The sequence below is a fragment of the Nocardia sp. NPDC059236 genome, assembly GCF_042754085.1.
Taxonomy (GTDB): Bacteria; Actinomycetota; Actinomycetes; order Mycobacteriales; family Mycobacteriaceae; genus Nocardia.
Window position 1 is genome coordinate 1 of sequence record NZ_JBHZAF010000025.1, and the last position, 25,288, is coordinate 25,288.

A 25,288-nucleotide genomic window follows, 5' to 3' on the forward strand; every position below is an offset into this window, starting at 1 on the left:
CGGATCGCTGGGTTTCCTTACCCCGCAAGCATTCCGGCAGCAATGGTCACCGACCGAGTTCGAGCAACGGCTACAACTCGCATAGCCGGTGGACCGCCATCGGGGCCCAGTCACCTGACTGCGATTCCTCTCATATCGTGGAGGCCGGGCCATAGAGGAAAGGTCAGATGGCGGAGAAGAGACGCAAGTTCGATGCGGAATTCCGTGAGGGAGCGGTCCGGATCGTGCGCGAGACCGGGCGGCCGGTCGCGCAGGTTGCCCGTGAGCTGGGGGTCAACGAGGGCACGCTGACCACGTGGGTGGCCCGGGACCGGCAGGCGCGCGACGGCGCTGCCGGTGACCGGCTCAGCGAGTCCGAGCGGCAGGAGTTGCTGCGGCTGCGGCGCGAGAACGCCGAGCTGGCGATGGAGCGTGATGTGCTCAAGCGATCAGTGGTCGGATGGGTGAAGGAGGCGACCAAGTGAGCGTGGCCGGGTTCATCGCCTCCCAGAGGACCGAACACGGTGTGCCGCACGCCGTTTCTTGCCGCGCTCTCGATGTCAGCGAGTCGTGGTTCTACAAGTGGAACGACCGCGAGCCCACCGAGCGCCAGCAGCGCCGCACCGATTTGACCGCCGCGATCGGAAAGGAGTTCGAAGATTCCGGCCGCACCTACGGCAGCCCCCGCATCGGGCTGGAGCTGCGAGAGAAGGGCTGGCGGGTCTCCGACAACACCATCGCCACCTGGATGGCTGAAAATGGTTGGGTAGCAAGGAAAGTCAAACGTAAACACTCGACTACCCGGCAAGGTAAACGTCATGCCGCGCCGGATCTGGTGCACCGCCAGTTCACCGCCGTCGCCCAGGACGTCCTGTGGGTCGGCGATGTCACCGAAATCGTCACCGACGAGGGGAAACTGTATTTGGCGGCGGTGGAGGACCGGTTCTCCGGTCGGCTGCTCGGCTACGCCACCAGTGCCCACCATGACGCCGAGCTGGCTTGTGCCGCACTGAAAATGGCTGCCGCCACGCGAGGCGGGTTCGATGCGATCGACGGGGTGATCTTCCACTCCGACCGCGGCAGCGAATACACCGCCGCGGCCACGAACGCCTTGTGCCGGCACCTCGGGGTGGTGCAGTCGATGGGCCGGGTCGCCTCGGCCCTGGACAATTCCCCGGCCGAATCGTTCAACTCCACCCTGAAGGTCGAGTTCGTGCACCGGCACCGTTTCCGTACCCGCGCCGAGGCCGCGCTGCGGATCGTCACCTGGATCACCAGCTTCTACAACCCGACTCGCCGCCACAGCCTGTGCGGCGGAATGTCGCCGATCAACTACGAAACCCACATGGCCGCCATCCGAGCGGCCTCGGCAGCAGCCCTGTCACGAGACCAGGCCTCATAAAGGAGCCTCCACACTTCGAGGGGATTGCCAAACCTCCAGATCGGTCGCGTTGGTAGAGGGCTGTGAGTCGCTTGACGGTTTTGCCGACGTCGTAGCGGGTGGCGCGGTGTCGGTTTCGTTGTCCGCGTGGTCGTCCGGGTCCTGCTCGGGTGGGTTTGGGTGCGCTGGCGGGACAGCCGATAGTGGCGCGGAGGTTTCGAAACCCTCGCCGGACCCGTGCTGGTGTAAGCCGGTGTGGCGCAGCGGGTTTCTCCCAGCGATGGCGCAGGTCGGCTGCCAAAGGGCGGGCAAGCCGTAGTTGGGTGTGGGCCGCGATCATCAGCCAGGTCCAGCGGTCGGCGGCTTCTGGGGTGCGGAGCCTGGGGCGGGTCCAGCCGAGAGTTTGTTTGAACAGTCTGAAGGTGTGCTCCAGGTCGAATCTGCGCAGGAACGCCTGCCAGGTCTGTCGACGTCCTCAGCGGCGGCGCCGGTCTTGGACGACCACAGCCAAATCGGTGGCGCGTCACGGTCTTTGGACAGGTGCTCGACCTCGAGGCGAATGAGGGTGCCCTCGAGCACGGGCAGCGGCTCGTCGTGGTCGAGCCAGGCCGCGCGGCGGGTCAATCGCGGGTGAACCCGATCCCATGCTTGCGTGGTGGCCTTGCCGTAGTTGGCGGTCGCGGTGATCGTGGTGATCGTCGGCGTGGGCCACGATTGCGGGTCGGCGAAGCGGAACTCCGGCCCGTGCATGGGTGGGCGGCCGTTGATCCCGGGCAGCCGGACCGGTTTCGGCAGTCGCATCACTCGATCCGAGCGCAGCCTGCCGACCATCTCGACCGGCAGGTCACGCAGCACCCACCCCAGTCGGCAAACGTCGTAGCCGGCGTCGGCGACGATCATGATGTCCGGGTCAGCGGGCCGCCATTGACCCGCGGTGATCAACCGTTCGACGACCTCACGCAACTGCGTGGTGGTGACCGCGGCCGCATCATCTTCGGGACCCAAGCGCACCGCGTCCAGGATCTGCGTCCACGAACTCCCACCGGGTTCGAGCACGGCCACGAACGAATACGGCCAGCCCGGAATGAACTGCGACGCCGATTTCGCGCGCCCGTAAACATGGCAGAACAACCGTTCCGGTGAACACGCCGCATCCGAACGCAACCATGCCGACACAACCACCGCCAACACGAGGCGACCATCGCCGAATCGCGGTAAAGCGATGCCAGACAACAGTTTCCGCAACCGTTTCGTATCGACTCGTCCGTCGTTGAGGCCGTCGTAAAGCGCCCCGTGGCCGCGGCGATGCTCCGGGGTCAGCGTCAGCTCGACCACCGACCGCACCGCGCCCTGCGCGCACAGCACCGCGTCGGTGAGTTCGAACAATTCATCGCCCCGCGTGGTTAGACACGCGTAGAACTCGCTGCGCACGCGTTGCAGTTCCGCGAACGCTTCTCCTGCTCCACCGCCAACCGGCAGACTCATCCTCACGGCCTTCGTCTCGATTACGTGCATCCTTGGTCGGAGCACATGAGCAGGCGAAGGCCGCCTGCCTGTCCGGCGAATCCTCAAGCAAGCCAATCAGTCTCGTCCGGACGATAAAGAACAAGCTAAGCTTGGTCTTTAACCTCCGGCTCGGTTGCGTTGGTAGAGGGTTGTGAGTCGTTTGACGGTTTTGCCGACGTCGTAGTGGATGGCGCGGTGACGGTTTCGTTGTCCGCGTGGTCGCCCTGGGCCGGCTCGGGTGGGTTTGGGTGCGCTGGCGGGACAGCCGATGGTGGCGCGGAGGTTTCGAAACCCTCGGCGGACCCGGGCTGGTGTGAGCCGGTGTGGCGCAGCGGGTTTCTCCCAGCGATGGCGCAGGTCGGCTGCCAACGGTCGGGCAAGCCGTAGTTGGGTATGGGCGGCGATGATCAGCCAGGTCCAACGGTCGGCGGCCTGCGGGGTGCGCAGCCTGGGGCGGGTCCAGCCCAGAGTCTGTTTGAACAGCCGGAAGGTGTGCTCGAGGTCGAATCTGCGCAGGAACGCCTGCCAGATTCTGTCGATGTCCTCGGCGGCGGCGCCGGTCTTGGACGACCACAGCCAAATCGGTGGCGCGTCACGGTCTTTGGACAGATGCTCGACCTGAAGGCGGATCAAGGTGCCCTCGAGCACGGGTAGCGGCTCGTCGTGGTCGAGCCAGGCCGCGCGGCGGGTCAACCGCGGGTGAACCCGATCCCATGCCTGCGCGCTCGCCTTGCCGTAGTTGGCGGTCGCGGTGATCGTGGCAACTGTCGGCTGCGGCCAGGACTGCGGGTCGGCGAAGCGGAACTCCGGTCCGTGCATGGGTGGGCGGCCGTTGGTCCCGGGCAGCCGGACCGGTTTCGGCAGTCGCATCACCCGATCCGAGCGCAGCCTGCCCACCATCTCGACCGGCAGGTCACGCAGCATCCACCCCAGTCGGCAGAGGTCGTAGCCGGCGTCGGCGACGATCATGATGTCCGGGTCACCGGGCCGCCATTGACCCGCGGCGATCAGCCGCTCCAGGACCTCACGCAACTGGGTGGCGGTGACCGCGGCCGCATCATCTTTCGGACCCAGGCGCACCGCGTCCAGGATCTGCGTCCATGAACTGCCACCGGGTTCGAGCACGGCCACGAACGAATACGGCCAGCCCGGAATGAACTGCGACGCCGATTTCGCGCGGCCGTAAACGTGGCAGAACAACCGCTCCGGTGAACACGCCGCATCCGAGCGCAACCATGCCGACACATCCACCGCCAACACGAGGCGACCATCGCTGAATCTCGGTAAACCGATGCCGGACAACAGTTTCCGAAACCGCGGGATATCTACCTGACCGTCATTGAGGCCGTCGTAGAGTGCTCCGTGGCCGCGGCGATGCTCGGGCGTCAACGTCAATTCCGGTATCGACCGCACCGCTCCCGGCGCGCACAGCACCGCGTCGGTGAGCTCGAACAATTCATCGCCTCGCGCGGTCAGACACGCGTAGAACTCGCTGCGCACGCGTTGCAGTTCCGCGAACGCTTCCCCTGCTCCACCGCCAACCGGCAGACTCATCCTCACGGCCTTCGTCTCGATTACGTGCATCCTTGGTCGGAGCACATGATCAGGCGAAGGCCGCCTACCTGTCCGGCGAATCCTCAAGCAAGCCAATCAGTCTCGTCCAGAGGATAAAGAACAAGCTAAGAGCGTGTGAACAAACTGATCGCGTAGGGGTTCCGGGGTTCTGATCTGCGGAGATCCTTGGGGCACTGTTGTTGTGGTGGCTGGCGGTTTATCGTTCGGAGCGGGGGTGCAGTCGGCGTGGAGGCGGCAATGGTGTCGTGGCGCGAGGAGTTGACCCGGCGCGAAGCGGCGGCCGCAGGGCAGGCCGAGCAGCTGCGGGGGCAGATTGCGGAGTTGACCGAGCAGCTGGTCGTGGCCGAGCAGCTTTGTCGAGGCTGGCGATCGCGCGGGAAACGATGACCGAAATCCTGGCCGAGACCGAGGTGTCGGAATTACCCGGCCAGGCCGACGAGCTCGAAAGTGATACGACTACCCCGGCGTGTATTCCGAACTGCGGCAACGACGTATCACCGGCTACATTGCGCGCCGCGGCACCTGTGACAGGGTCACCGCCGGCCGCTGGGTCGTCGAGCAATCCTTTGCCCGGCTGCGCCAGTACCGGCGGCTGGCGGTCCGATGGGAACGACGCACCGACATCCACCACGGATTCCTCGACCTCGCTGCAGCACTGATCTGCTGGCGACGACTCAGCAACAGAACCCGATAGGAGTTCTTAGGGTTTTGCGCACTTCCTGTACGAATCGCCACCGAGTGGTGCCGAAAGCTAGCAGAGTTTCCTCGACACTCGCCCCGCCGTACGGAGCCCATTGAATTTCAAACCGGATCAGGGCCCACGCTTCGGTGTCGACCGTGTGTCAAACCGCCAGGAAGTCACGCTGGTGGAGGCAGGAGCAGACCCGTGATGCATCGTAGGTTCTTTCATTGATCGTGTCGGTCTTCGACCTCGTGCCTTGCCGATGTTCGTATACCGGTTGTGCGGTCCGCCGAAGAGAGAGATCCCCTTCGTCGGCGGTTGGATAGTGAAGCAGGATCACCGGCGCGATCAGCATTACAGCCTCATCGGTCGTTCTTCGGACACTCGAAACGATGTCCAGTGCATGGCCTTTTAGGCTGGCTGGTCGCAGTCGAAGAAGTAGCTGAGGATGGCTTCCGAGCCATAGACGAGCTGCTCATGGGGGGCACGAGCGGGATATTCTGGCTGTTACCTGTCGAGAAGCTTGCGAGTCGCCGATGACCGAGACCGGTCCCTTCAAGATGCAGCGTGATGGTGGTGCTGGTGTCGTCACGGAGTTGGATGCTGCGGGTTTCGCGGACGCCGAGGAAATCGGACGGGGCGGTTTCGGGCAGGTATATCGGTGCACCCAGCTCGTCGTGGATCGTACGGTGGCGGTAAAGGTGCTGACCGGCGAGCTCGACGAAAATCGGGAACGTTTTCTACGTGAGCAGCGGGCGATGGCGCGGCTGACAGGCCATCCGAATATCGTCGACATGCTCGAGGTCGGGACGACCGCGACCGGTCGCCCATACCTGGTGATGCCCTACCTCGCTCGCGGCTCCCTCGATGCGCGCATCCGCCATGACGGCCCATTGCCGCTGCCGCAAGTGCTGCACCTCGGGGTGAGAATTGCGGGCGCGCTGGAGACCGCGCACCGGGCCGACGTTCTGCACCGCGATATCAAGCCGAGCAATATCTTGCTCACCGACTACGACGAACCCGCGTTGACGGACTTCGGGATCGCCCATATCACCGGTGGCTTCGAGACATCGACCGGCATGATCACCGGTTCACCAGCGTTCACCGCACCCGAGATACTCAGCGGGGCCGTCCCGAGCCGCGCCTCCGATGTCTACGGTCTGGGAGCCACGCTGTTCTGCGCCCTGACCGGACATGCCGCCTTCGAGCGCCGCAGCGGCGAGCGAGTGGTCGCGCAGTTCCTGCGCATTACCGAGCAACCTGTCCCAGATCTGCGCGAACAGGGAATCCCCGACGACGTGTGCGCGGTGATAGAGACGGCGATGTCGCGCCAACCATCTGACCGCCCGACCGCTGAGATGCTGGGTGAACGCCTGCGACAAATAGAGCACGATCACGGGTTCGCAGTCGACGAGATGGCCCTGCGGATCGAGCCGGGGGCCGAGCATCGGCGGGTGCTGCCGTCGATGGCTGCGGCGCACAAGGCTGTGCCGAACTTGCCGCTCGAGCTGACGAGTTTCGTTGATCGGCAAGCCCAGGTGGCTGAGGTCAGGAATCTGCTGTCTGGCTCGCGTCTGGTGACGCTGACCGGGATCGGTGGGGTGGGCAAGTCCCGGCTGGCACTGCGAGTCGCTCACAAGGTCACGCGGGATTTCACCGACGGCGTGTGGCTGGTCGAACTGGGCGATCTACGCGAGGCGACCCTGTTGGTCGACGTCGTTGCCGCAGGTCTTGGTCTACGAAACTTGGGCGCTGGACCGACGTTGGAGTTGCTCGTCGGATACTTGGCCGCGCGCAATCTGCTGCTGGTGCTGGACAACTGCGAACACCTGATCGATGCAGTCACGAAATTGACCGGGTCACTGTTGCGGACCTGCCCACGGCTGTGGATCATGACGACCAGCCGCGAGTCGTTGATGGTCGCCGGCGAATCGGTATTCACGGTGCCGCCGTTGGGGTTTCCCGACTCGGCGAGCAAACCGACGCCGCGAGCGGCGGCCCGCGCCGACGCGGTGACCTTATTCGCCGAACGAGGCGCCGCAGTTGTGCCGGGATTCGAAGTCACCGACCACAACAGGGACAGCGTAATCCGGATCTGCGCCCGGCTGGACGGGTTACCACTGGCTATCGAACTCGCTGCGGCCCGGCTACGCACGATGTCACCCGAACAGATCCTGTCCCGGCTCGACGACCGATACGCCCTGCTGACACGTGGGAGTCGAAGCGCCCCGAAACGGCAGCAAACCCTGCAGTGGTGCATCGGCTGGAGCTACGATCTGTGCACCACAATCGAGCAGCGATTGTGGAACCAGCTATCAGTATTCGCTGGCGGGTTCGAACTCGATGCCGCCGAACAGGTATCAGGCACCGACCTGACCGATGCGGAGTTACTCGACACATTGTCCGCGCTCGTGGACAAGTCAATCCTGATCCGCGACGACACCGACGGCGTCGTCCGGTTCCGCATGCTCGAGACCGTCCAGGAATACGGCAGGGAGAAGGCCCAGGCTGACGGCGAATATCTGGAATCTGCTCGGCGGCATCGGGATTGGTGCCAGCGGTTGGCACTGCAAGCAGAAGCGGAATGGGTTAGCCCACACCAGCTGCAGCGGGTTGCCCGACTGGAACGAGAACTACCTAACCTGCGGAAAGCATTGGAATTCAGCCTATTCGAACCGAACGGGAGCACAACGCGGATCACCACTGCGCTCGGCCAGTTCTGGACGCTGAACGGACGACTCAGCGAGGGACGACAATGGCTCGAACGCGGACTCGCTCATTCACCGGATGCGCTGCCGGTCGACAGGGCCAAGGCACTCCACCAAGCCAGTGTGTTGGCTGCGATGCAAGGTGACATCGCCACAGCCACAACCTACCTGTCACAACTCGGCACCCTGGCCGAACAACTGGGGAATCCCTGGGTCACTGCCCAACTCGCGCACGCCGAGACCTCCAAGATCCTCGCGGAGGATGACGGTGATCTGGCCCGCGCGGACAAGAATGCGGCCGTTGCTGTCGAAATATACGAAGCATGCGGTGACCTCGCAATGCAGCTGGACTCTCGGTTCCTGCTCGGGTGGGCTTATGCATTGCAGGGCGACACGACACGAGCCATTGCATGCCTTGAAAAGACACTCGCCATTGCCGAATCTTCCGGAGAAACGGTGGTCAGGTCGTGGGCGATGTGGGCAATCGGATTCGCGCAGTGGCGAGCGGACGCGCCCGATCTCGCCGAAGCTTCGCTGAAGGAAGGCATTCGGTTGGCCGAGCTCATCGGCGATCCACTCGTGGCTGCGGCATGTCTGGAGACGCTGGCCTGGACCGCTGCCGAGCAACATCACGACAGGCGCGCGGCTGTCTTGATGGGCGCCGCAGACTCGCTGGGCAACATTGCCGGTAGCTCTGCCGCCTTCATGGTTCGCAATCTGCTGGCCTTCCGTGAAGACTGCGCCCAGCGCAGCTGTAACGCCCTCGGGGCAAAAACATTCGAGGCGGCGCTACAGGAAGGCGCGGTGATGAGTTTCGATGCCGCGGTGAGTTTCGCGCGTGGGGAACGAGCCACAAGTACCGAGAAGGCCGCTTCTTCAGGTGTATGCCTGACCAAACGTGAGCGTCAGGTCGCTGAGCTCGTCGCTCAAGGGCACACCAACAGAGCCATCGCCGCACGGCTGGTGATTTCGCCGCGCACCGCCGCAGGGCATGTGGAACACATCCTCACGAAACTGGGATTCACCTCCCGCGCACAGATCGCGGTCTGGGTAAGCGAACGGCCAGATCTTTGAGTCTGTCAAATAGGTTGTCATGCAGCGGGATTCGCTGCCAGCTCGTCGTGCTGAATTGGAATCCTGCAACGTACGGCGGATGGTCGTCAGCGGGGGAGCATTGCTTTCATCATGGCGACCAAGTGGGAAGGGGTGCTCTCGTTGTCCTGGCGAAGGGCGGTGACAACATTGCGGAGCAGCTTGGGAGAAGTGTTGGCGCCGAGGAATCTCGTGTGACCGGTGGTCCCCATGGGGTCCGATTCTGTGGCCGAACCCGGTTCATCTAGACCTGTCTCATCGATCTGCCTGTCGTGGTGCAGATAGCTGGTGACGGTGTCGATGATCACTTGTTCACTGGATCCGCGACGGCCCACAGGTGTCAGGTGCTTTTCTCCAATGCTGCGGCCGGGATATCGGTCTGTCACAGCTGTACGAGCTCCGCGTTGGCTTTGGATCGTCCGCCGAAATATCAGCGGGTGCTGAAGGGTTCGAACGTGTACGCGGTCGAGCCGCAGGTCAAGATCTATTGGAGGTCTATCCGACGATGCCGCCGACGGTGATCGCATGAACGCATTCAGGCCGAGCTGACCAACCTCGGCTGCTACCCGCTGTTAGTGGTGGACGAGGTGGAAACCCAGCGAAACAGGGCATTCCACCACGTGTCGGCTGTTGAGATCGAACCGGCACCCGCCTCACGAGTAGCTGGGACTCCGCCACCCGCGTTCGGGATACGTATCGGCCGAGCGACTCCGCCTTTGGCGACACTGAACATCGGGGGCACCAACGAATTTGAGGCTCGCGATGCTAGGCGAACGCGATGTACTTGGTTTCGAGGTACTCTTCGATTCCCTCGATACCCGCTTCACGGCCGAGACCGGACTGCTTGACGCCACCGAATGGTGCGGCAACATCAGAGATGACTCCTCGATTCACGCCCACCATGCCGGACTCGAGGGCCGCGGAAACTCGGAGCGATCGGTCCAAATCGCGCGTGTAGATATATGCGGCCAAACCGAATTCGGTGGCATTGGCCGCGGTGATCGCCGCGGCCTCGGTCTCGAAACCAGTGATGGCGGCCACCGGACCGAACACCTCCTCGTGGAGAATGCGCGCATCCGGCGGTACATCTGCCAGCACCGTCGGTTCGAAGAACCAGCCGGCACCTGGAAGTATCGCGCCGCCGGTCGTGGCTCGCGCACCTCTGGCCAGGGCATCGTCGACCAATTCGGACACAATCGCGCGCTGTCCCGCCGTGATGAGCGGGCCGACTTGGGCTTCCGGATCGATGCCCGGACCGACCTTCAATGTCCGCATGCGCTCAGTGAGCCGAGCCGTGAACTCCTCGCGAATCGAGTTGTCGACGTGGAAGCGGTTGGCGGCCGTGCAGGCCTCGCCGGTATTGCGCATCTTGGCGGCGAACGCTCCCTCGACGGCAGCATCGAGGTCGGCGTCCGCGAACACCAGGAACGGGGCATTGCCGCCCAGCTCCATGGAGGTGCGCAGGACCAGCGAAGCAGACTGCCGGAGCAGGAGTTTGCCCACATTCGTCGAACCCGTGAAGGTTAGTTTGCGCAGTCGATCATCGGTGAACAGGGGAGCGGTGAGCTGTGCGGCATCCGATGTCGGCAGGATGGAGAGGACTCCCGGTGGGAGACCGGCTTCCGCGAAGATCTCCCCGAGCAGCAACATCGTGAGCGGTGTTTCGGGCGCGGGTTTGACCAGCACCGTGCAACCCGCAGCCAGCGCTGGCGCGATCTTCCGGGTGCCCATGGCGAGCGGGAAATTCCACGGGGTGATCGCGAGCGTGGGTCCGACCGGTTCCTTCACCACGAGAATGCGGCCGCTGCCGGACGGGGACTGCGAAAATCGGCCGCTCACCCGGACCGCCTCCTCCCCGAACCAGCGCAGGAACTCACCACCGTAGGCGACCTCGTCCTCGGCCTCGGCGAGCGGTTTGCCCATCTCGAGCGTCATGGTCAGCGCGAAATCATCTCGGCGCGCGCTCACCAATTCCCAAGCGGTGCGCAGGATCTCGGCGCGCTTGCGAGCAGGGGTGGCGGCCCAGGCGGGCTGCGCCGCGGACGCCGCATCGAGCGCGTGCATGGCGTCGGCCGGTCCGGCGTCAGCGACCTCGGCCAGGATGTCACCGGAGGCGGGATTGTGGACCGCGAAGGTTTGGCTGCTGCGGGCAGGCCGCTGCGCCCCGCCAATCCAGATTTCGGTGGGGAGGGAAGCGAGCAGTTCGGTATCGCCGCGCATGAAGGGATCTCCTGGAATGGCCGGATGGGTCGAGGACGCGGAGGCGACCGGGCGGGGCGCAGTGCCGTGCCGCAAATCACGGCACTGCGCAGCTGGCGGGCCTAGTTCTGTTCGGCCTCAAACTCTTTGAGCACCTCGCCCGCGATGCGGAACGCCTCCACACCGGCCGGAATACCCGCGTAGACCGCGAGATGGATCAGGGTGTCCTTGATCTCGTCGATGGTCACGCCGTTGCGCAGCGCGCCACGGGTGTGCAGACGAAACTCGGCGGTGCGGCCCAGCGTTCCGATGATGGCCAGGTTCAGCAGGCTGCGATCTCGCCGGGACAACGTCTCCCGACCCCATGAAGCACCCCAGCAGAACTCGGTGACCAGCTCCTGGAACTCCTTGCCGAAGGCGCCGGCGTTCGCGAACGAACGGTCGACGTACTCGTCGCCGACAACTTCCTTGCGGATCTTCAGACCACGATCGAAACCGGATTCAGTCATTCTGTGCCCTTCTTTCATTCTGTACGGGATTACGCAGGGTGCCAATACCTTCGACGGTGACCTCGACGATGTCGCCGTCCTTCAGGAACTCGGGAGGATTCCTCTTGAACCCGACGCCGGCGGGAGTGCCGGTGGCGATGATGTCGCCGGCTTCGAGCTCGATGAACTCGGAGATGTGCTCGATCAAGGTCGGAATGTCGAAGATGAATTCCGCCGTCGAGGCGTCCTGCTTGACGACACCGTTGATCGTCGTGGTGATCCGCAGATTGTGCGGATCCAGATCCTCGTCGGCCAGCGCGATATGCGGGCCGACCGGACCCGAGGCGTGGAAGTTCTTACCGCCCGTGTACTGCGTGACACGGAACTGGTAGTCGCGCACCGAGACATCGTTGAACACGGTGTATCCGGCGACGTGCTCGAAAGCCCGCTCCTTGGTGATGTGCCTGCCGCCGGCACCGATAACGACCGCCAGCTCACCCTCCCAGTCCACCTGATGCGACACATCGGGAACGATGATCGGCTCACCGTCCGCGACCTGCGTCGCGGCGAAGCGGGGGAAGAGGATCGGGATCTCGGAGACCTCGAGACCGGCCTCCGCGGCATGCTTGCGGTAGTTCCGGGCCACGCAGACGATCTTCGGCGGGTTCGGAATCGGTATCAGTACCCGCGATTTCGAGGCCTCGATGAGAATGCCCTGGTCGAAGGCATCGGATTCGTCGAGGCTGTCGGCGTGGGATACGGCCTCCCGCAACGCCTTCAGGCTGTCCTCGGCGCCCTGGAAGAAGGCGAGTGCGTCCGCGGGGAGCATCGCGTCGGCCAGCGCGGTCGCCGCGGCGACACCCTGACCCTGCAGTCGGGCGGCCAGCGCCCGGTTGACGTCGATGTAGTGCTTGCCGGCGACGACACCCAGTTTGTCGGCGCCGAGGTGATGGAATCTGACGAGTTTCGTCATGACGTTTCTCCTCCGCTGTCTTCTACTCGGAGCGCAGCGCGGCGGTACGGAGCGTCCGTTCGGCCTCGGCCTGCGCCTCGCGATGCGCGGAATAGGCGTCGAAGTCGAAGTCCTCGAGCTCGATATTCTCGATCGGCGGGTAGGCGCGGGGAATGCCGTCCCAGCCGATATGGTCGATATTCCAATAGAATTCGAGCAGATTCAGGTCGGGGTCGAGACCGTAGAAGCGGGGCTGATTGCCCGGCCCGCCGATGCGAGCGTTGATGATCGGCACCTCCCGCTCTTTGAATCGCTGGTACAGATCGACCAGGTCCTGGCTGGAGTCCATCTCGAAGGCGATGTGGTGCAAGCCGAGTGCCCGCGCGTCCGGGCGCTGCGGGCTCGGATCGCGCAGGGTGAAGATCGATATCCGGTGGTGGATGGTGTCCTCCCAGCCGCGGACGAACGCGCCCGCGAGTACCGCGACACCGTGCCCGACCTCGTTCTCGCCGTATCGGAAGATCTCCGTCAGTCGCATCCCGAGTACGTCGGTGTAGAAGTCGACGGAGCGATCGAGGTCGCTCACCGCGATCCCGACATGCCCTAGCCGCGCAACGCGTCCGCCCATAGTGTGTTGTCCCTTCGTGCCGCATAAGTCCGATAATCGGAACGTGATGTTCGAATAATGTAAATAGTCGGGTGGGGGCTAGTCAACAGTGGGGTCGGGTGAGGCGGTGTCGAGTGGGTGAACGCGCAGGTGGCAGGGGCTCCCGGAATGCGGACGGACGATCGTGACGCTGGGTGCGGGTCGCGCGAATCGCCTGTCACGAACTGTTAACAAGGGCTGGTCGGGTCCACTCTGGCCAACGGTCGGCAATCGTGGGCGACGGTGGCCTCGGTGGTCTGGGCCCGGGTTTCCGGTCCTGGGTGCGGCGTGGTCGATCGTCGAACTCTGTGGGATTCACCTGCGAGAACGGTTGGCCGGACCGGGGTTTGGGGGCTGTCCGCCGACGGGCTCTGCCGCGGCGGGTGGGCAGCGGTCCGGCTTGTTTGCCGGGGCGCTAATAGGGCCCGCAATCGCCGGGAACGGAGCATTGACAAGCGTTCGGGTGCGTGCCAGTCTTCCTCATGTACATATGTACGTGAGGAAGACTCGGGTTCCGGAAGACCCTCGTCGTACCGGCCGGCGCGCTGTTGAGTTGATGCATCCACAGGGCGCCTGGCCATTCGTCCTTACTTCGGCACGAACGAGCCATGGCACCGCCATGCCTGCTCCCCCCATGAAAGGAAATATCGAGATGAATGAATCTGCCTTGGTGGGGGTACAAATTCCCGTCGAAGACGTCGCCGCCGCCATGGACTATTACCGGACTCTGGGCCTCGACATCATCTTCCGGGACGGCGAACGATACGGCGCCCTGAAGAACTTCGACCAGGCGTTGTTCGTCGCCGCACCCAGTGAACAGGTACTTCCCGGAAAAGTCTGCATCCTGGTGAAAGTGCCGGACCTGGAGGCGGCGATTCGCGAAGTCCGCGCGGCCGGCGGGCGAGTCGAGACAGAAATCGAACAGGGTCCGCACGAGACACGCGTGGGCGTGATCGACCCGATGGGCAACGCGACGATTCTTTTCACCCCGGCACCACCCGCCTGAACGGGTGCGGCCCATATCCGGATCGAATCCGGGGCCTCCCTGACTATCGGAGAATTCCTTGAACACTTTATCGAGGCCGGTCGGCTCGGAATATGCGCCCGAGCTTATGTCGATCGACATCGACGGGTACGCCACCTCCGTCGCTGTTAGCGGCAGTGGATCGACGGTCCTGTACCTGTCCGATCACATCCTGGCCGGCCGCTGGCTGCCCTTCCACGAGCAGCTCGCGAGCCGGTTTCGAACCGTCGCGCCAGTGCACCCCGGGTTCGGCGGCAGCACGATGCCACCTGGGCTGCGCGATTTCACCGACTACGTCCTGCACTACGACCAGCTGATCCAGGCCCTGGCCGGCGACACCCCGGCGCATCTGGTCGGAAACTCCTTCGGCGCGTGGATCGCCGCCGAGCTCGCCGTTTTCTATCCCCGGCGGTTCGCCTCACTGACGCTCATCGCGCCATTCGGATTGCGCATTCCCGGCGAACCCGCGGTCGATCAGTTTCGCTGGAACGAACAAGAACGCATCGTCGCGATGCTGAACGGGGACACCGAAACCTGGGGCGTGCTCGTCGATGGCGGGAAATCGCCGGAGTCGGCCGTCATCGACCGGTACGCCGATTCGATCGCTTTCGCCCGGCTGGCCTGGAATCCGCGCTACGATGCGCGCCTCGAAACACGCCTTAGTCGAATCTCCGCGCCCACCACGGTGATTCACCCCGTCGACGACAAGGTCGCCTCGATCGATCAGGCGACCGGATTCGCGCAGGCGGTTCCCGGCGCGAAATTGGTGCTGCTGAATCCCAGCGTGACCACCCCCGCCAGCCATCTCTCGGTGCTCGCGCATCCCGAGCTTCTGGCGGCCCGTGTCGCGGATCAGGTGGCAAATGCGAACACGAAGGAATTGGCATGAGCGGCCACGACGTCGAATTCTATGGACTGTGCGATGTCGCGTATCCATGGGTTCCGAAGGACTCGCCGAAAACGATTGATATCCCGGGCGAAATGTATGACCGCGACCTGGGTGCGCGATCGATGGCCGCGCTCGGCGAATCCGCACGCCAACTCGAACGCCTCGGCTTCGACGGCGGGTTGATCACCGAACAGCACGGCGGCAGCGTCGGACTCATCTCCCAGGCGATGATCGCGGCGACCTGGATGGCCGCGGCCACCCAGCACCTGCGGATCGCGGCGGTCGGGCCGGTGCTCAACAGCTACCTGACCCCCGTGCGGCTCGCCGAGGAGATCGCCCTGGTCGACAACCTGTCGGGGGGACGGCTGTCGGTCGGACTGCCGATGGGCATCGGATCGCAGTACCACGCCTACGGTGTCACCAACCCGTCCTGGGCGCGCGGACGTTTCCAGGAGGCCCACGAACTGCTGATCCGGGCCATGTCCGAGATTGGGCCGTTCCATTTCCAGGGCGCGCACTTCGAAGCCCCGTACGTGAACCTGTGGCCGCGGCCGCTGCAGCAGCCCTACCCCGAAATCTGGATTCCGGCGGCCGGCTCCCGCGAAAGCCTGGGCCTGGCAGCGGAATTCCGCCACACCTACATGCAGGTGCTGGTGCCGTGGACGGTGCAGCGGAAGAACGCGCAGCTCTTCCGTGAACTGTGCGCCGAACAGGGCTACGTACCCGATCCGCGGCAAGTGGTCTGGGTCGGCAGCATCTACGTCGCGGAAACCGACGAACAAGCTCGCCTCGAGTTCGAGGCTACCCAGGCCTGGATCTTCCAATCCCTCGGGCTGTCATTCGAAGACGCGTTCCCGCCCGGGCAGGTCAGCCTGCCGTCCTTCCGCGGACTCGTACAGTCCGGCGGCTACCGCATCGGCGACGACAATCCGGACGCCATGACCTGGGAAAAGGCCATCGAAGAGCGCTGGCTCGTGGCAGGCTCACCGGCCACCGTGGTCGAACAGCTCCGCGCGATCACCGACGAACTCGGCGCGGGCCGCATCGTTTTCGACTCCGCCTGCATGCCCATGTGGATGAAGGAGAAATGCCTGACCCTCATGGCGGAAGAGGTGCTGCCGGCGTTCCGGCAACACTCCGGCGGACCGGTGTGGCGCAGCGCGCCCGGACCGAAAACCGTCTCCGAGGTCGGCAGCCCGCGACAGCGGACAGCGCCTCAGCTCGTCGATCTCGACGGTGTCGGGGAGATCGAACTCAGGCTCGGCCACGTCGTCGACGCACGCCTCGAGACACAACAAATGAATCCGGAATACGCGGACAGCTCGGCTTTGGAGGCAACGAAATGACCACGGGTGAAACCATTTCCACCGATGTGATCGTGGTCGGCGGTGGACTGTCCGGCCTGGCGGCGGCGGATCGACTACGCACCGCCGGAATCTCGGTCACCGTCCTCGAGGCGCGGGAACGCGCCGGCGGTCGCGTCGCGCGGGTCGGCGGACCCGGATTCACCCGCGACTACGACGCCGGCGCACAGTTCGTCTTCGACACGCAGCCCGAAATCATGGAACTGGTACGACGATTCGGGCTCGAGACGGTCCCCGCGTACACCACCGGGAAGATGGTCAACCATTTCGGCGGGACACGCATCGTCGTCGATCCGACCGTGCCGCCGCCGGACACCGCCGCCGCTCGAGAGATGGAGACGGCACTCGGTGCACTGTCGGCCATGGCCGCGACCTTCACCTCGGCCTCGCCGTGGACCGCTCCGCAGGCACAGGAATGGGACCAGCAGACCTTCCGGTCCTGGGTCCAGGAGAACATTCAGGACGAGGCCGCCCGGCACATGGTCGAGAGCCGACTCGCCAACGCACTGGGCGGCAGCGGCGGACAACTCTCGCTGCTCGGAGTCCTCGACTTCATCCAGAGCGTCGGCGGTCTGGGCCTGCCGCCGGAATTCTTCACCCTGAAGCACGGACTGTTCACGCTGCCGGAGGCGATCGCGGACAGCCTCGGCGACTCGATCATCTACGACTCCCCGGTGCGCGCGATCCGGACCGACACCGACGGCGTCGAAGTCGTCAGCGACCGCGTCACCCTCCGCGGCCGGGCCGTCATTGTGGCCATGAGCCCCGCGCTGCTCGAACGCATCGAATTCGAACCTCGACTCAGCCTGCGCCGCAAGCTGCTCACCCGGAACTGGCTCGAGATCCCCGGCATCAAGGCGCTCATCCAGTACGAGCGGCCGTTCTGGCGAGACGCCGGACTGTCCGGCATGGCGAACGGTGACCTGCCCGCCGCCTCGTGGATCCAGGACAACACGCCGCCCGGCCAGGCCGAGGGCGTCCTCGTCTGCTTCTACAACGCCAACGAGCACGCGGACTGGGCCCTCCTGGAGGACCCGGAGGCCCGCGCCACGGCCCGATTGCGTTCTCTCGTCGAGTATTTCGGCCCGGAAGCCGCCACGCCCACCGCGGTCACCGAATACAACTGGATCGCCGACGACTGGTCGGCCGGCTGCTCCTATGGGCTCTACCCCGGCGTGTGGACACAGTTCGGCCCGCAATTGCGCGAACCGGAAGGGTCGGTCTTCTGGGCCGGCACCGATACCGCCGAGAGCTGGCAGGGCAGCGTCGAAGGCGCGGTCCGGGCGGGATTACGATCCGCGGCCGAAGCCATCCGACACCTCGAGAATAGCGCCGTCGCGGCGGCGAAACCCTAACCGCGACAGCGAGATGCGATGAACAAAGGACATTCTGTGTCGAAAGGTATCGACCAGCCGATAACTCGCCGCGGCATGCTGCAGGGCGCGCTCGCGGGCGGTTCCCTGCTGGCTGTGGGCGGGCTGCTCGCGGCGTGCGGCAGCGGCGGCGGATCCGGATCCGGTACATCGGGTACGCCGACCAACGGCGGAACGCTTCGAGTCGGCCTGTCCGGTGGCGGCGAGACCGACACCCTCGACGCACACCTCGGGATCACCCAGGCCGACAACATTCGGCTGGCGAACCTCTACGACCAGGTGACGCAGGTCGACAACGAGTTCAAGTACGGCCCCCGGCTGGCCGAGGCCATCGAATCGAACGCCACCGCAGATCTGTGGACCCTCCGCCTGAAGTCGGGAATCGAGTTCCACAACGGCAAAACGCTCGACGCCGATGATCTGATCTTCACGCTGCAGCGCATCTTCGACCCGAAGCTGGTGACGTTCGGTGCCACTCAGCTCGGCCGGGTGGACCTGGCCGGCCTGAAGAAGATCGACGCGCGGACAGTTCAGATTCCGCTGGCGCAGCCGTGCGCGACATTTGCCACCCGGTTGGGTGACGGGCAACTATGCAATGTGGTTCCGGTCGGTTACGACCCGGCCAAGCCGGTTGGCACCGGGCCGTTCAAGTTCGTGAGCTTCGCGGCCGGGCAGCAGAGCGTATTCGATCGGTTCGAAAACTACTGGGACACACCAGCTTTGCTGGACAGCCTCGTGTTGGTCGACATTACCGACGACGCGGCGCGGGTGAACGCGCTGATCAGTGGTCAGGTGGATGCCATCACGCAGGTGCCGTACGCGCAGATTCCGGTGTTGAAGCAGAACAATCTGAACCTGGTCGAATCCAAGACCGGCTCCTTCGCCCCGCTCGTGATGCGCAGTGACACCGGAGTTTTCGCGGATCCCCGGATGCGGCAGGCCTTGCGGCTGTGCGTGGATCGCGATCAGGCCGTCGCGGTCGCGCTGTCGGGTCACGGCGTCGTCGCCAGCGACGTCTACGGACCGTTCGATCCGGCCTTCGATACCTCGCTGGTGCGCAAGCAGGACATCCCGGCGGCGAAGAAGCTGCTGGCCGAGGCCGGCTACAACGGTGCGCCGATCGAGTTGGTGACCAGCCCGATCGCGGCGGGTGTGGTCGAGGTGTGTTCGGTGATCGTGGAGAACGCCAAGAAGGCGGGGTTGAATCTCGTCGTCCGCAAGGTGGACCCCGCGACCCTGTTCGGCGCGAACAACCTGGAATGGCCACTGGCCGTGACTATTTGGCCCGCCGAGTACTTCCTGACGACCGCCTCGGTGGCCGACATGGTCGAAGGAAACGGTGCGCATTACCGCAATGACGCCTACCGTGCGCTGGCCGCGCAGGCCGAATCGACGGTGAACGAGGCGCAGCGGGCGCCGCTGGTGAAGAAGATGCAGCGGATCCTCTTCGACGACGGCCCCTATTTGATTCCGTTCTTCCCGAATTCCGTCGATGCCCACAACAGCTCGTTCGGTGGATGGATCGAAGAGGATCTGACCGGAATAGGTCTCGGCCGCGCGCAATTCAAGAAAGTCTACAGGTCGGCCTGACGATGAAAGTGTCCACCAAAGCCGCGGTCGCCGTCGTCTACGTGGCCGTCATGTTCATCACCATGATGGATACGACGATCGTCAACGTCGCGCTGCCGAGCATCGCCGAATCAATGGGAAGGAGAGCATCCGATGTCGATATAGCTGTCGTCGGCTTTCTCGTCTTCCTCGGTTTGGCGATGCCCGCCTCGGGATGGCTGAGTGACAGATTCGGGCGGAAGAAGATATTCCTGGCCGGCTTGATCGGATTCACGGTCGCATCGCTGCTCTGCGCGACCGCCACCGGTCTCGTCGAACTGGGCGTGTATCGGATGATGCAAGGCGCCGCCGGTGGAATCCTCTCACCGGTCGGGCTGGCCATGTTCCTGCACGCCTTCCCGCCCTCGGAACGGGCGCGCGCGAATCGAATACTCATGTTCCCGATGGTCATCGCCCCGGCATCGGGGCCGGTCGTCGGCGGTCTGCTGGTGGACACCCTGTCCTGGCACTGGATATTCCTCGTCAACATTCCGATCGCGGTAGTCGCCCTGCTATTCGGCGCGAAGTACATGCGGCGAGAGGAGCTGCGGACCCCCGCGAAGTTCGATCTCGGCGGCTTTCTCACCGCCAGCCTGGGGGTTGGCGGGCTGATGTACGTGCTGGCGATCGGCCCGTCCCGCGGCTGGAGTAGCCCCGATGTGCCGGCCGCCGGGGTGCTCGGGATCCTGCTGATCGCCGCGCACGTGCGGATCGAATTGCGATCGGATCATCCGCTCATCGAACTGCGGCTGCTCGGCAATCGCTTTCTTTCCCGCACGGCCGCGGTCATGGTCCCCTCCTATATCGGGTTCAGCGGTCTGCTGTTCGTTGTTCCTGTGCTGTTGCAGGAGGGGATGCATTCCTCGGGGCTCGCGGCCGGCCTGGCCACTTTTCCCGAGGCCGTGGGCGTCGCGATTTCCACTCAAATTGCCATGCGACTGATGAAACATTATGGTGTTCGGCTGTTGCTGGTAATCGGGCAGATTGCTGCCGCCGCATTCGTCGCGCTGCTGGTAATCATCATTCCGGTCGCATCGATTCCCGTGATCTCTCTGTGCATGTTCCTGGTGGGATCTGCGATGGCGTATTCGATGCTGCCGGGTCAGACGATCGCCTTCGCCACCGTCGACCAGGAACACAATTCGTCGGCCTCCACCCTGTGGACGCTGATAATGCAACTCGCCTCGGCGGCCGGCGTCGCCCTCCTCAGCACGATCATCGCCAGTGGAAGGTCCGCGGAAGCGGACGGACTCTTCTCTTATCGGCTGGCATTGAGCTGCGGCGCCGTGCTGCTCGCGATTGCGGCGGTAGTGGCCTCGCTGATCCCGGGCCGGGATGAAGTTCACGCGGCCATGCGGCGCGACGACGCCGCGGCCGCCGAAGTGCCGGGCAATTCCGCGATGACGGGGCGGGAGCTTTCCATATGAAGGAGACAGGCGAAAGAATGACCACCGATACCGATGGCACTTCCGTGACCACCGAGGCGACCTGGAATCAGGACCAGTATCTGAGCTCCGACGAGATCATGCAGCGCGTGCGGGCGCTGGGCCCGGTCATCGCCGCCGATGCCGCGGAGATGGAGCGGGAGCAGCAGCTGACCGCGAATGTGCTTGCGGCACTTGTGGATTCGGGTGCGTTCCGCATCGGATTCCCGGCGTCGTGGGGTGGACCCGAGATGCGGCTGGACCAGCAGGTCGAACTGCTCGAGGAACTGGCCTACCACGACGGTTCCACCGCTTGGAACGTCACGATCCTCGCCGACGCCGGGATGTTCGCGAGCCTGCTGCCCTACGAGGTCGCGCGGGAACTGTATGCGTCGATGGACATGCCGACCTCGGCGACAATGCATCCGATCGGCCGCGCCGAGCGAATCGAGGGCGGCTACCGGCTCAGCGGGACATGGGCGTTCGGCACCGGAATCCGCAACTGCGATCTGGCGGTAGCCTCCTTCCACAAATACGACGACGGCCAGGTGGTGTGCGGTCCGGACGGTAAGCCGCAAACCTGGATGGCGTGGGTTCCCAAGCGGGTGATCGAAACTCACGACACCTGGTTCACCACCGGCCTGAACGGCAGCGGCAGCACCGGCTGGTCCGTGTCCGGGTACGAGATTCCCGAGCATCTGCTGTTCCCGTTCGGGGAATTGTTCGAAGGCGCGCCCGAGCGGCATCGACTCATGCGGTACTACGCGGTCTTCATCGCCAATCAAGCCGGTGTTCCGCTCGGTTTGGTGAAACGCGCACTCGACGAACTGCAGGAATACCTCAGTGCCGACGCGAAATCCCATCGGGGCGCGACCCTCAAGTCCCGCACCTCGGTGCAGGTCGCGTTCGCCGAAGCACACGGACTATGGCAGGCGGCGCGCGCCTCGACGATGTCGCTCTTCTCTGAGGTCTCCGATGCCCTGTGGGCCGATGAACCCCTTTCCGCCGCACAGGAAGCCGCGCTGACCAGCGCCCCGATAATCACCGCGCGGCTGTGCTGGCAGGCCATGGACCTCATTATGGAGATCTTCGGTTCACGGTCGATTCTGCAGACCGAACCCTATGAGCGGATCTTCCGGGACATGGCCACCGCGGTCCGGCATCGATATTTCCGAAAGGACCACCTGGAGCTGGCCGGACGGCAATTGCTCGAGGAACCCCTCACCGAGGAGCTGGCCGGCTAGTCGGCCGGTACACCAACGACGACGAAACGGTACGAAATATGACGGAACTAGAGTTCTACCTATTCAATAACGGCAGCTACCCGTATGTGCCGCGCGCGGTGGAGACAGATCGCAAGAGCCTGTTCGTCTCGACGCCGAACAGCATGTACCGCCCGCTGCGCGGACAACAGGTGCTGTCGGAGTATGTGGATACCCTGGTCCACGCCGAGCACCTCGGGTTCGACGGTGTCCTCACCACCGAACAGCACAACGGGCCGATCGGGCTGAGCTCGGCCGCCATGCAGACCGCAGGCTGGGTCGCGGCGCGCACCTCGAATATTCGTGTCGGCGCAGTCGGGCCGATCCTCAACGCCTACGCGAGCCCGATGCGACTGGTCGAAGAGGTGAATGTGCTCGACACCCTCTCCGGCGGCCGATTCATTCTCGGACTGCCGATGGGTATCGGCATGCAGTACCACTCCTACGGTGTCACCAACCCGGCCGAGGCGCGCGGACGCTACCGCGAGGCACTGAATCTGATGCTGCGGGCCTGGACCGAAGACGGCCCGTTCGAGCACCGCGGCGAGTACTTCCACATTCCGTATGTGAATCCGTGGCCGCGCCAGATGCAGACCCCGCATCCCGAGGTGTGGATTCCCGCGGCCGGCTCCCGCGAAACCCTGGAACTGTGCGCAGAGAAGCGGCTCGCCTATCAGGCGGTCAATGTGCCCTGGCCGGTGCTGGAGAAGAACACCGCGCTGTTCCGGGAACTGTGCCGGGACGTTGGTTATGAAGCCGACCCGCGCCAGACAGTGGCCGTCGTCAATTTGCATGTGGCGGAGACCGATGAGAAGGCCCGCGAGGAAATGGAACCGCATCTGATGTGGGTCTTCCAGAACTTCCTGAAATCGCACTTCTACGATTCATTCCCGCCCGGACACGTCAGCACCGCGTCGCTGAGCGGAATGATGCGCGGTGGCTACCGCAGCAAGGAGGTCGCCGACACCACGTGGGAGGAGGCGGTGGCCGACCACACCCTCATCGCCGGATCCCCCGATACCGTCGCCGAGAAGCTGGAATTCGTGGCGCAGCGCCTGCAGGCCGGCCGCGTCATCGTCATCGCCGATCAGAGCACCATGCCGACCTGGCTGGTGCGCAAGAGTCTCGGCTTGCTGGCCGAGGAGGTTATGCCGCGGTTCCGGCGTGACGGTCGCCCGGTGTGGGATCGCGGGGAACCGGCCGCCGGCTGGCGGACGATCTCCGAACTCGCCGCCCGCGACGGCCGCCCGGAGTTGCAGCCGCGTGCGTCGGTGGCAGGCCGCGGGGTCGTCGAGGTGCGGAACGAGTACGCGAAATGACCGCCGTCGGACTGCGCGGCCTCGATATCGCGTTGGTGGGCATCGGTTTTCACGGCCGGCGCATCGGTGAGCTGTTGGTGAAGCGCGGTGCGAACATCGTCGCCGCGGTCGATCGCGGTGATGCGGGCCGCGCCCTGTCCGAGGTGATCGAGGGCGCCGACGATGCTGTCATCATCCAGCGCGAGGTGGCGGCGGCCTTCGCCGCGGCCATGCGGAGGCCGGTGATCGCTGTGCTCGCCATCTCCGGGCCCGTCGACGCGCACGATGCGGTACTACTGGCCTGCCTGGACCACGGGGTCAATGCCGTCACCCTGGAAACCGAGGTGTTCGATCCGTCGCAGCAGTGGCGGTTCGCGATGGATGAGCGGGCGCGCGCGGCGGGTGTGTCGGTGCTGGCGACCGGCATTCAGGACCTGTGGTGGGTGCAGCTGCCCGCGCTGGTGACGAATTTCGTGGCCGATCTGCACGGCGTGGATATCGACCACATCGTCGGGTTGGGCGACTTGTCGAAATCGGTGGGCGAGGTATTTCAGCTGGGGGCCGATGTCTCCCAGTTCGCGGCGGTGGAGGAACTGCTGTCACAGGAGGCCGCGATACTGGGTGCCGCTCTACGTGTTCTCGCCCGCCGGATCGGCCTGCGCGCCGGCGCGATCGAACGGCAATTCGAACCGGTAATCGCGGAGACTGTCCTGCCGGACGGTCACGGCGGCACGATCCCGGCCGGAAGCCTCGCTGGAGCCGTCGAAACGATCCGCTTCCAGGCCGCGGGCGTCGAGTTCACCGGCCGCTTCATCAGCAGACTCCTCCCGTCCGACGCCGATCCCTCCGACACCGTGATCCTTCGGGGCGATCCGGACCTGCGGCTCGAACACCGGCCCTTCCCGGGCGCGCGGCTCACCGACGCGGCCGTGGTCGCCCGCCTGGTCGATGTTGTGAACGCGGATCCGGGAGTTCTCGACCCCGCTCACTTCCCGCCCTCCTCGCCAGCGCTCGCCGGCGGCGGAGTCGCGGCCCTCGCCTCCACCGATGACAGCACATACGGGGTCACCAGATGACGAACGGAACGTTGACCTGGCTCGGTCACAACGCCTACCGGATCGAAACCCCTGGCGGCAAGACCATTTACATCGATCCCTGGCTTTCCTCGCCGACCTGCCCTGAGGGAGAACGGCATCCGGAGAAAGCCGATCTGATCGCGTTGACGCACGGGCATTTCGACCACGTCGGGGAAACCGTCGAACTGTACGAGCGATTCGGCTGCCCGGTCATCGCCGCCTGGGAGCTGCGGTTCTGGCTCGCGACGCAGGGGCTCGAGGTCAATGTGGGGGAATCGCTCAATCGTGGCGGCTCCACCACCATCGACGGCGTCACCATCAGCCTCACCGACGCCCGCCATTCGTCCAGCGCTCCGGACGGTACGGCACTCGGTGAAGCCTGCGGCATCGTGGTCGAACTCGAGGACGGTGTCCGGGTCTATTTCGCCGGTGACACCTGTGCCTTCCTGGATATGCAGCTGATCGCGCGCATCCACGCACCGGATCTCGCCGTACTGCCGATCGGCGGGCACGTCACCATGGGCCCGCTCGAGGCCGGAATCGCGGTCGAACTGCTGGGGGTATCGCGGGTCGTACCGACCCACTACGGCACCGAGCCGTTCCTCGCCGGAACCGTCGCGGAGTTTCGACAGCACGTGCCCGAGGGCGTCGAGGTCATCGAGTTGACGCCGGGTGCGTGGGTCGACCTGGTGGCTCGCACGCAACCACTCGAATTTCCCACTGCCAACACGTAATTCGAACAACAAGAGAGGGTTTGAAAGC

At 64.6% G+C, this 25,288-nt stretch carries 22 protein-coding genes; 15 read left to right on the forward strand and 7 right to left on the reverse strand.

All coding sequences use genetic code 11. From position 1 onward, the window contains the following. Positions 1-167: 167 nt before the first annotated feature. Both ACFXIV_RS40740 and ACFXIV_RS40745 read left to right on the forward strand, forming a co-directional pair. A complete protein-coding gene (locus tag ACFXIV_RS40740) occupies positions 168-464 on the forward strand; it encodes a transposase (RefSeq protein ID WP_379402314.1) in 297 nt (98 codons plus the stop codon). Beyond that, complete coding sequence (locus ACFXIV_RS40745; protein WP_379402313.1) at positions 461-1,381, forward strand: IS3 family transposase; 921 nt, start codon at positions 461-463, stop codon at positions 1,379-1,381. Before ACFXIV_RS40740 ends, ACFXIV_RS40745 begins: the two co-directional genes overlap by 4 nt. Positions 1,382-1,699: 318 nt before the next feature. Here ACFXIV_RS40745 and ACFXIV_RS40750 read toward each other — a convergent pair whose 3' ends face one another. Both ACFXIV_RS40750 and ACFXIV_RS40755 read right to left on the reverse strand, forming a co-directional pair. Next, positions 1,700-2,845 carry a transposase gene (locus ACFXIV_RS40750; protein ID WP_379402311.1) on the reverse strand — a complete coding sequence of 382 codons (1,146 nt, stop codon included), beginning with the start codon at positions 2,843-2,845 and terminating at the stop codon, positions 1,700-1,702. Positions 2,846-2,983: 138 nt separating this feature from the next. Next, a complete protein-coding gene (locus ACFXIV_RS40755) occupies positions 2,984-4,420 on the reverse strand; it encodes an NF041680 family putative transposase (protein WP_379421428.1) in 1,437 nt (478 codons plus the stop codon). Positions 4,421-4,678: 258 nt separating this feature from the next. On the opposite strand from ACFXIV_RS40755, the gene ACFXIV_RS40760 reads away from it, so the two are divergent. From ACFXIV_RS40760 to ACFXIV_RS40770, 3 genes are all read left to right on the forward strand, one after another. Then, entirely contained in the window at positions 4,679-4,828 is a 150-nt protein-coding gene (locus tag ACFXIV_RS40760) for a hypothetical protein (RefSeq protein WP_379402309.1), read from the forward strand. A 79-nt stretch (positions 4,829-4,907) separates the two neighbouring features. Continuing rightward, positions 4,908-5,135, forward strand: a complete 228-nt coding sequence (locus ACFXIV_RS40765; RefSeq protein ID WP_379402308.1) for a transposase — start codon at positions 4,908-4,910, stop codon at positions 5,133-5,135. A 524-nt stretch (positions 5,136-5,659) separates the two neighbouring features. Continuing rightward, a complete protein-coding gene (locus ACFXIV_RS40770; protein WP_379402307.1) occupies positions 5,660-8,905 on the forward strand; it encodes a protein kinase in 3,246 nt (1,081 codons plus the stop codon). 86 nt (positions 8,906-8,991) lie between these two features. On the opposite strand, the gene ACFXIV_RS40775 is transcribed toward ACFXIV_RS40770, so the two are convergent. The 5 genes from ACFXIV_RS40775 to ACFXIV_RS40795 all read right to left on the reverse strand — a co-directional run bounded on the left by ACFXIV_RS40775 (position 8,992) and on the right by ACFXIV_RS40795 (position 13,190). After that, the gene (locus tag ACFXIV_RS40775; protein ID WP_379402306.1) at positions 8,992-9,231 is read right to left on the reverse strand and encodes a hypothetical protein; all 240 of its coding nucleotides are present in this window, start codon (positions 9,229-9,231) and stop codon (positions 8,992-8,994) included. A 457-nt stretch (positions 9,232-9,688) separates the two neighbouring features. Beyond that, a complete protein-coding gene (locus ACFXIV_RS40780; protein ID WP_379402305.1) occupies positions 9,689-11,143 on the reverse strand; it encodes an NAD-dependent succinate-semialdehyde dehydrogenase in 1,455 nt (484 codons plus the stop codon). A gap of 101 nt (positions 11,144-11,244) precedes the next feature. Further along, positions 11,245-11,631, reverse strand: coding sequence for a carboxymuconolactone decarboxylase family protein (locus tag ACFXIV_RS40785; RefSeq protein WP_379402304.1), 387 nt, complete (start codon positions 11,629-11,631; stop codon positions 11,245-11,247). After that, a complete protein-coding gene (locus ACFXIV_RS40790; RefSeq protein ID WP_379402303.1) occupies positions 11,624-12,583 on the reverse strand; it encodes a fumarylacetoacetate hydrolase family protein in 960 nt (319 codons plus the stop codon). The genes ACFXIV_RS40785 and ACFXIV_RS40790 overlap by 8 nt, the downstream gene beginning before the upstream one ends. A gap of 22 nt (positions 12,584-12,605) precedes the next feature. Beyond that, the gene (locus tag ACFXIV_RS40795; RefSeq protein WP_379402302.1) at positions 12,606-13,190 is read right to left on the reverse strand and encodes a VOC family protein; all 585 of its coding nucleotides are present in this window, start codon (positions 13,188-13,190) and stop codon (positions 12,606-12,608) included. Positions 13,191-13,860: 670 nt separating this feature from the next. On the opposite strand from ACFXIV_RS40795, the gene ACFXIV_RS40800 reads away from it, so the two are divergent. The 10 genes from ACFXIV_RS40800 (at position 13,861) to ACFXIV_RS40845 (ending at position 25,260) form a co-directional block, all read left to right on the forward strand. Next, entirely contained in the window at positions 13,861-14,214 is a 354-nt protein-coding gene (locus ACFXIV_RS40800) for a VOC family protein (protein WP_379402300.1), read from the forward strand. Positions 14,215-14,320: 106 nt separating this feature from the next. After that, the gene (locus tag ACFXIV_RS40805; RefSeq protein WP_379402298.1) at positions 14,321-15,121 is read left to right on the forward strand and encodes an alpha/beta fold hydrolase; all 801 of its coding nucleotides are present in this window, start codon (positions 14,321-14,323) and stop codon (positions 15,119-15,121) included. After that, entirely contained in the window at positions 15,118-16,467 is a 1,350-nt protein-coding gene (locus ACFXIV_RS40810; RefSeq protein WP_379402297.1) for an LLM class flavin-dependent oxidoreductase, read from the forward strand. The genes ACFXIV_RS40805 and ACFXIV_RS40810 overlap by 4 nt, the downstream gene beginning before the upstream one ends. Beyond that, the gene (locus ACFXIV_RS40815) at positions 16,464-17,840 is read left to right on the forward strand and encodes a flavin monoamine oxidase family protein (protein WP_379402296.1); all 1,377 of its coding nucleotides are present in this window, start codon (positions 16,464-16,466) and stop codon (positions 17,838-17,840) included. Before ACFXIV_RS40810 ends, ACFXIV_RS40815 begins: the two co-directional genes overlap by 4 nt. 36 nt (positions 17,841-17,876) lie before the next feature. After that, positions 17,877-19,448, forward strand: coding sequence for an ABC transporter substrate-binding protein (locus ACFXIV_RS40820; protein WP_379402295.1), 1,572 nt, complete (start codon positions 17,877-17,879; stop codon positions 19,446-19,448). A gap of 8 nt (positions 19,449-19,456) precedes the next feature. Further along, on the forward strand, positions 19,457-20,893 hold the full coding sequence (locus ACFXIV_RS40825; RefSeq protein WP_379421429.1) for a DHA2 family efflux MFS transporter permease subunit: 1,437 nt from the start codon (positions 19,457-19,459) through the stop codon (positions 20,891-20,893). Between the two features lie 17 nt (positions 20,894-20,910). Next, the gene (locus ACFXIV_RS40830; protein WP_379402293.1) at positions 20,911-22,134 is read left to right on the forward strand and encodes an acyl-CoA dehydrogenase family protein; all 1,224 of its coding nucleotides are present in this window, start codon (positions 20,911-20,913) and stop codon (positions 22,132-22,134) included. Between the two features lie 38 nt (positions 22,135-22,172). After that, positions 22,173-23,471, forward strand: a complete 1,299-nt coding sequence (locus tag ACFXIV_RS40835) for an LLM class flavin-dependent oxidoreductase (RefSeq protein ID WP_379402292.1) — start codon at positions 22,173-22,175, stop codon at positions 23,469-23,471. Continuing rightward, positions 23,468-24,526 (forward strand): hypothetical protein, encoded by a 1,059-nt coding sequence (locus tag ACFXIV_RS40840; protein WP_379402291.1) that lies wholly within the window; start codon positions 23,468-23,470, stop codon positions 24,524-24,526. Before ACFXIV_RS40835 ends, ACFXIV_RS40840 begins: the two co-directional genes overlap by 4 nt. Next, positions 24,523-25,260: a metal-dependent hydrolase gene (locus ACFXIV_RS40845; RefSeq protein WP_379402290.1), complete on the forward strand. Its 738-nt coding sequence runs from the start codon at positions 24,523-24,525 to the stop codon at positions 25,258-25,260. The genes ACFXIV_RS40840 and ACFXIV_RS40845 overlap by 4 nt, the downstream gene beginning before the upstream one ends. The last annotated feature ends 28 nt before the right edge of the window (positions 25,261-25,288 follow it).

What these genes read in the sequence shown, in the direction of transcription:
- ACFXIV_RS40780 (WP_379402305.1), bottom strand. Translation starts at nt 11,143, where the DNA reads ATGCGCGGCGATACCGAACTGCTCGCTTCCCTCCCCACCGAAATCTGG.
- ACFXIV_RS40740 (WP_379402314.1), top strand. Translation starts at nt 168, where the DNA reads ATGGCGGAGAAGAGACGCAAGTTCGATGCGGAATTCCGTGAGGGAGCG.
- ACFXIV_RS40840 (WP_379402291.1), top strand. Translation starts at nt 23,468, where the DNA reads ATGACCGCCGTCGGACTGCGCGGCCTCGATATCGCGTTGGTGGGCATC.
- ACFXIV_RS40805 (WP_379402298.1), top strand. Translation starts at nt 14,321, where the DNA reads ATGTCGATCGACATCGACGGGTACGCCACCTCCGTCGCTGTTAGCGGC.
- ACFXIV_RS40845 (WP_379402290.1), top strand. Translation starts at nt 24,523, where the DNA reads ATGACGAACGGAACGTTGACCTGGCTCGGTCACAACGCCTACCGGATC.
- ACFXIV_RS40815 (WP_379402296.1), top strand. Translation starts at nt 16,464, where the DNA reads ATGACCACGGGTGAAACCATTTCCACCGATGTGATCGTGGTCGGCGGT.
- ACFXIV_RS40810 (WP_379402297.1), top strand. Translation starts at nt 15,118, where the DNA reads ATGAGCGGCCACGACGTCGAATTCTATGGACTGTGCGATGTCGCGTAT.
- ACFXIV_RS40830 (WP_379402293.1), top strand. Translation starts at nt 20,911, where the DNA reads ATGACCACCGATACCGATGGCACTTCCGTGACCACCGAGGCGACCTGG.
- ACFXIV_RS40755 (WP_379421428.1), bottom strand. Translation starts at nt 4,420, where the DNA reads ATGAGTCTGCCGGTTGGCGGTGGAGCAGGGGAAGCGTTCGCGGAACTG.
- ACFXIV_RS40790 (WP_379402303.1), bottom strand. Translation starts at nt 12,583, where the DNA reads ATGACGAAACTCGTCAGATTCCATCACCTCGGCGCCGACAAACTGGGT.
- ACFXIV_RS40785 (WP_379402304.1), bottom strand. Translation starts at nt 11,631, where the DNA reads ATGACTGAATCCGGTTTCGATCGTGGTCTGAAGATCCGCAAGGAAGTT.
- ACFXIV_RS40795 (WP_379402302.1), bottom strand. Translation starts at nt 13,190, where the DNA reads ATGGGCGGACGCGTTGCGCGGCTAGGGCATGTCGGGATCGCGGTGAGC.
- ACFXIV_RS40800 (WP_379402300.1), top strand. Translation starts at nt 13,861, where the DNA reads ATGAATGAATCTGCCTTGGTGGGGGTACAAATTCCCGTCGAAGACGTC.
- ACFXIV_RS40750 (WP_379402311.1), bottom strand. Translation starts at nt 2,845, where the DNA reads ATGAGTCTGCCGGTTGGCGGTGGAGCAGGAGAAGCGTTCGCGGAACTG.
- ACFXIV_RS40835 (WP_379402292.1), top strand. Translation starts at nt 22,173, where the DNA reads ATGACGGAACTAGAGTTCTACCTATTCAATAACGGCAGCTACCCGTAT.
- ACFXIV_RS40770 (WP_379402307.1), top strand. Translation starts at nt 5,660, where the DNA reads ATGACCGAGACCGGTCCCTTCAAGATGCAGCGTGATGGTGGTGCTGGT.
- ACFXIV_RS40760 (WP_379402309.1), top strand. Translation starts at nt 4,679, where the DNA reads ATGGTGTCGTGGCGCGAGGAGTTGACCCGGCGCGAAGCGGCGGCCGCA.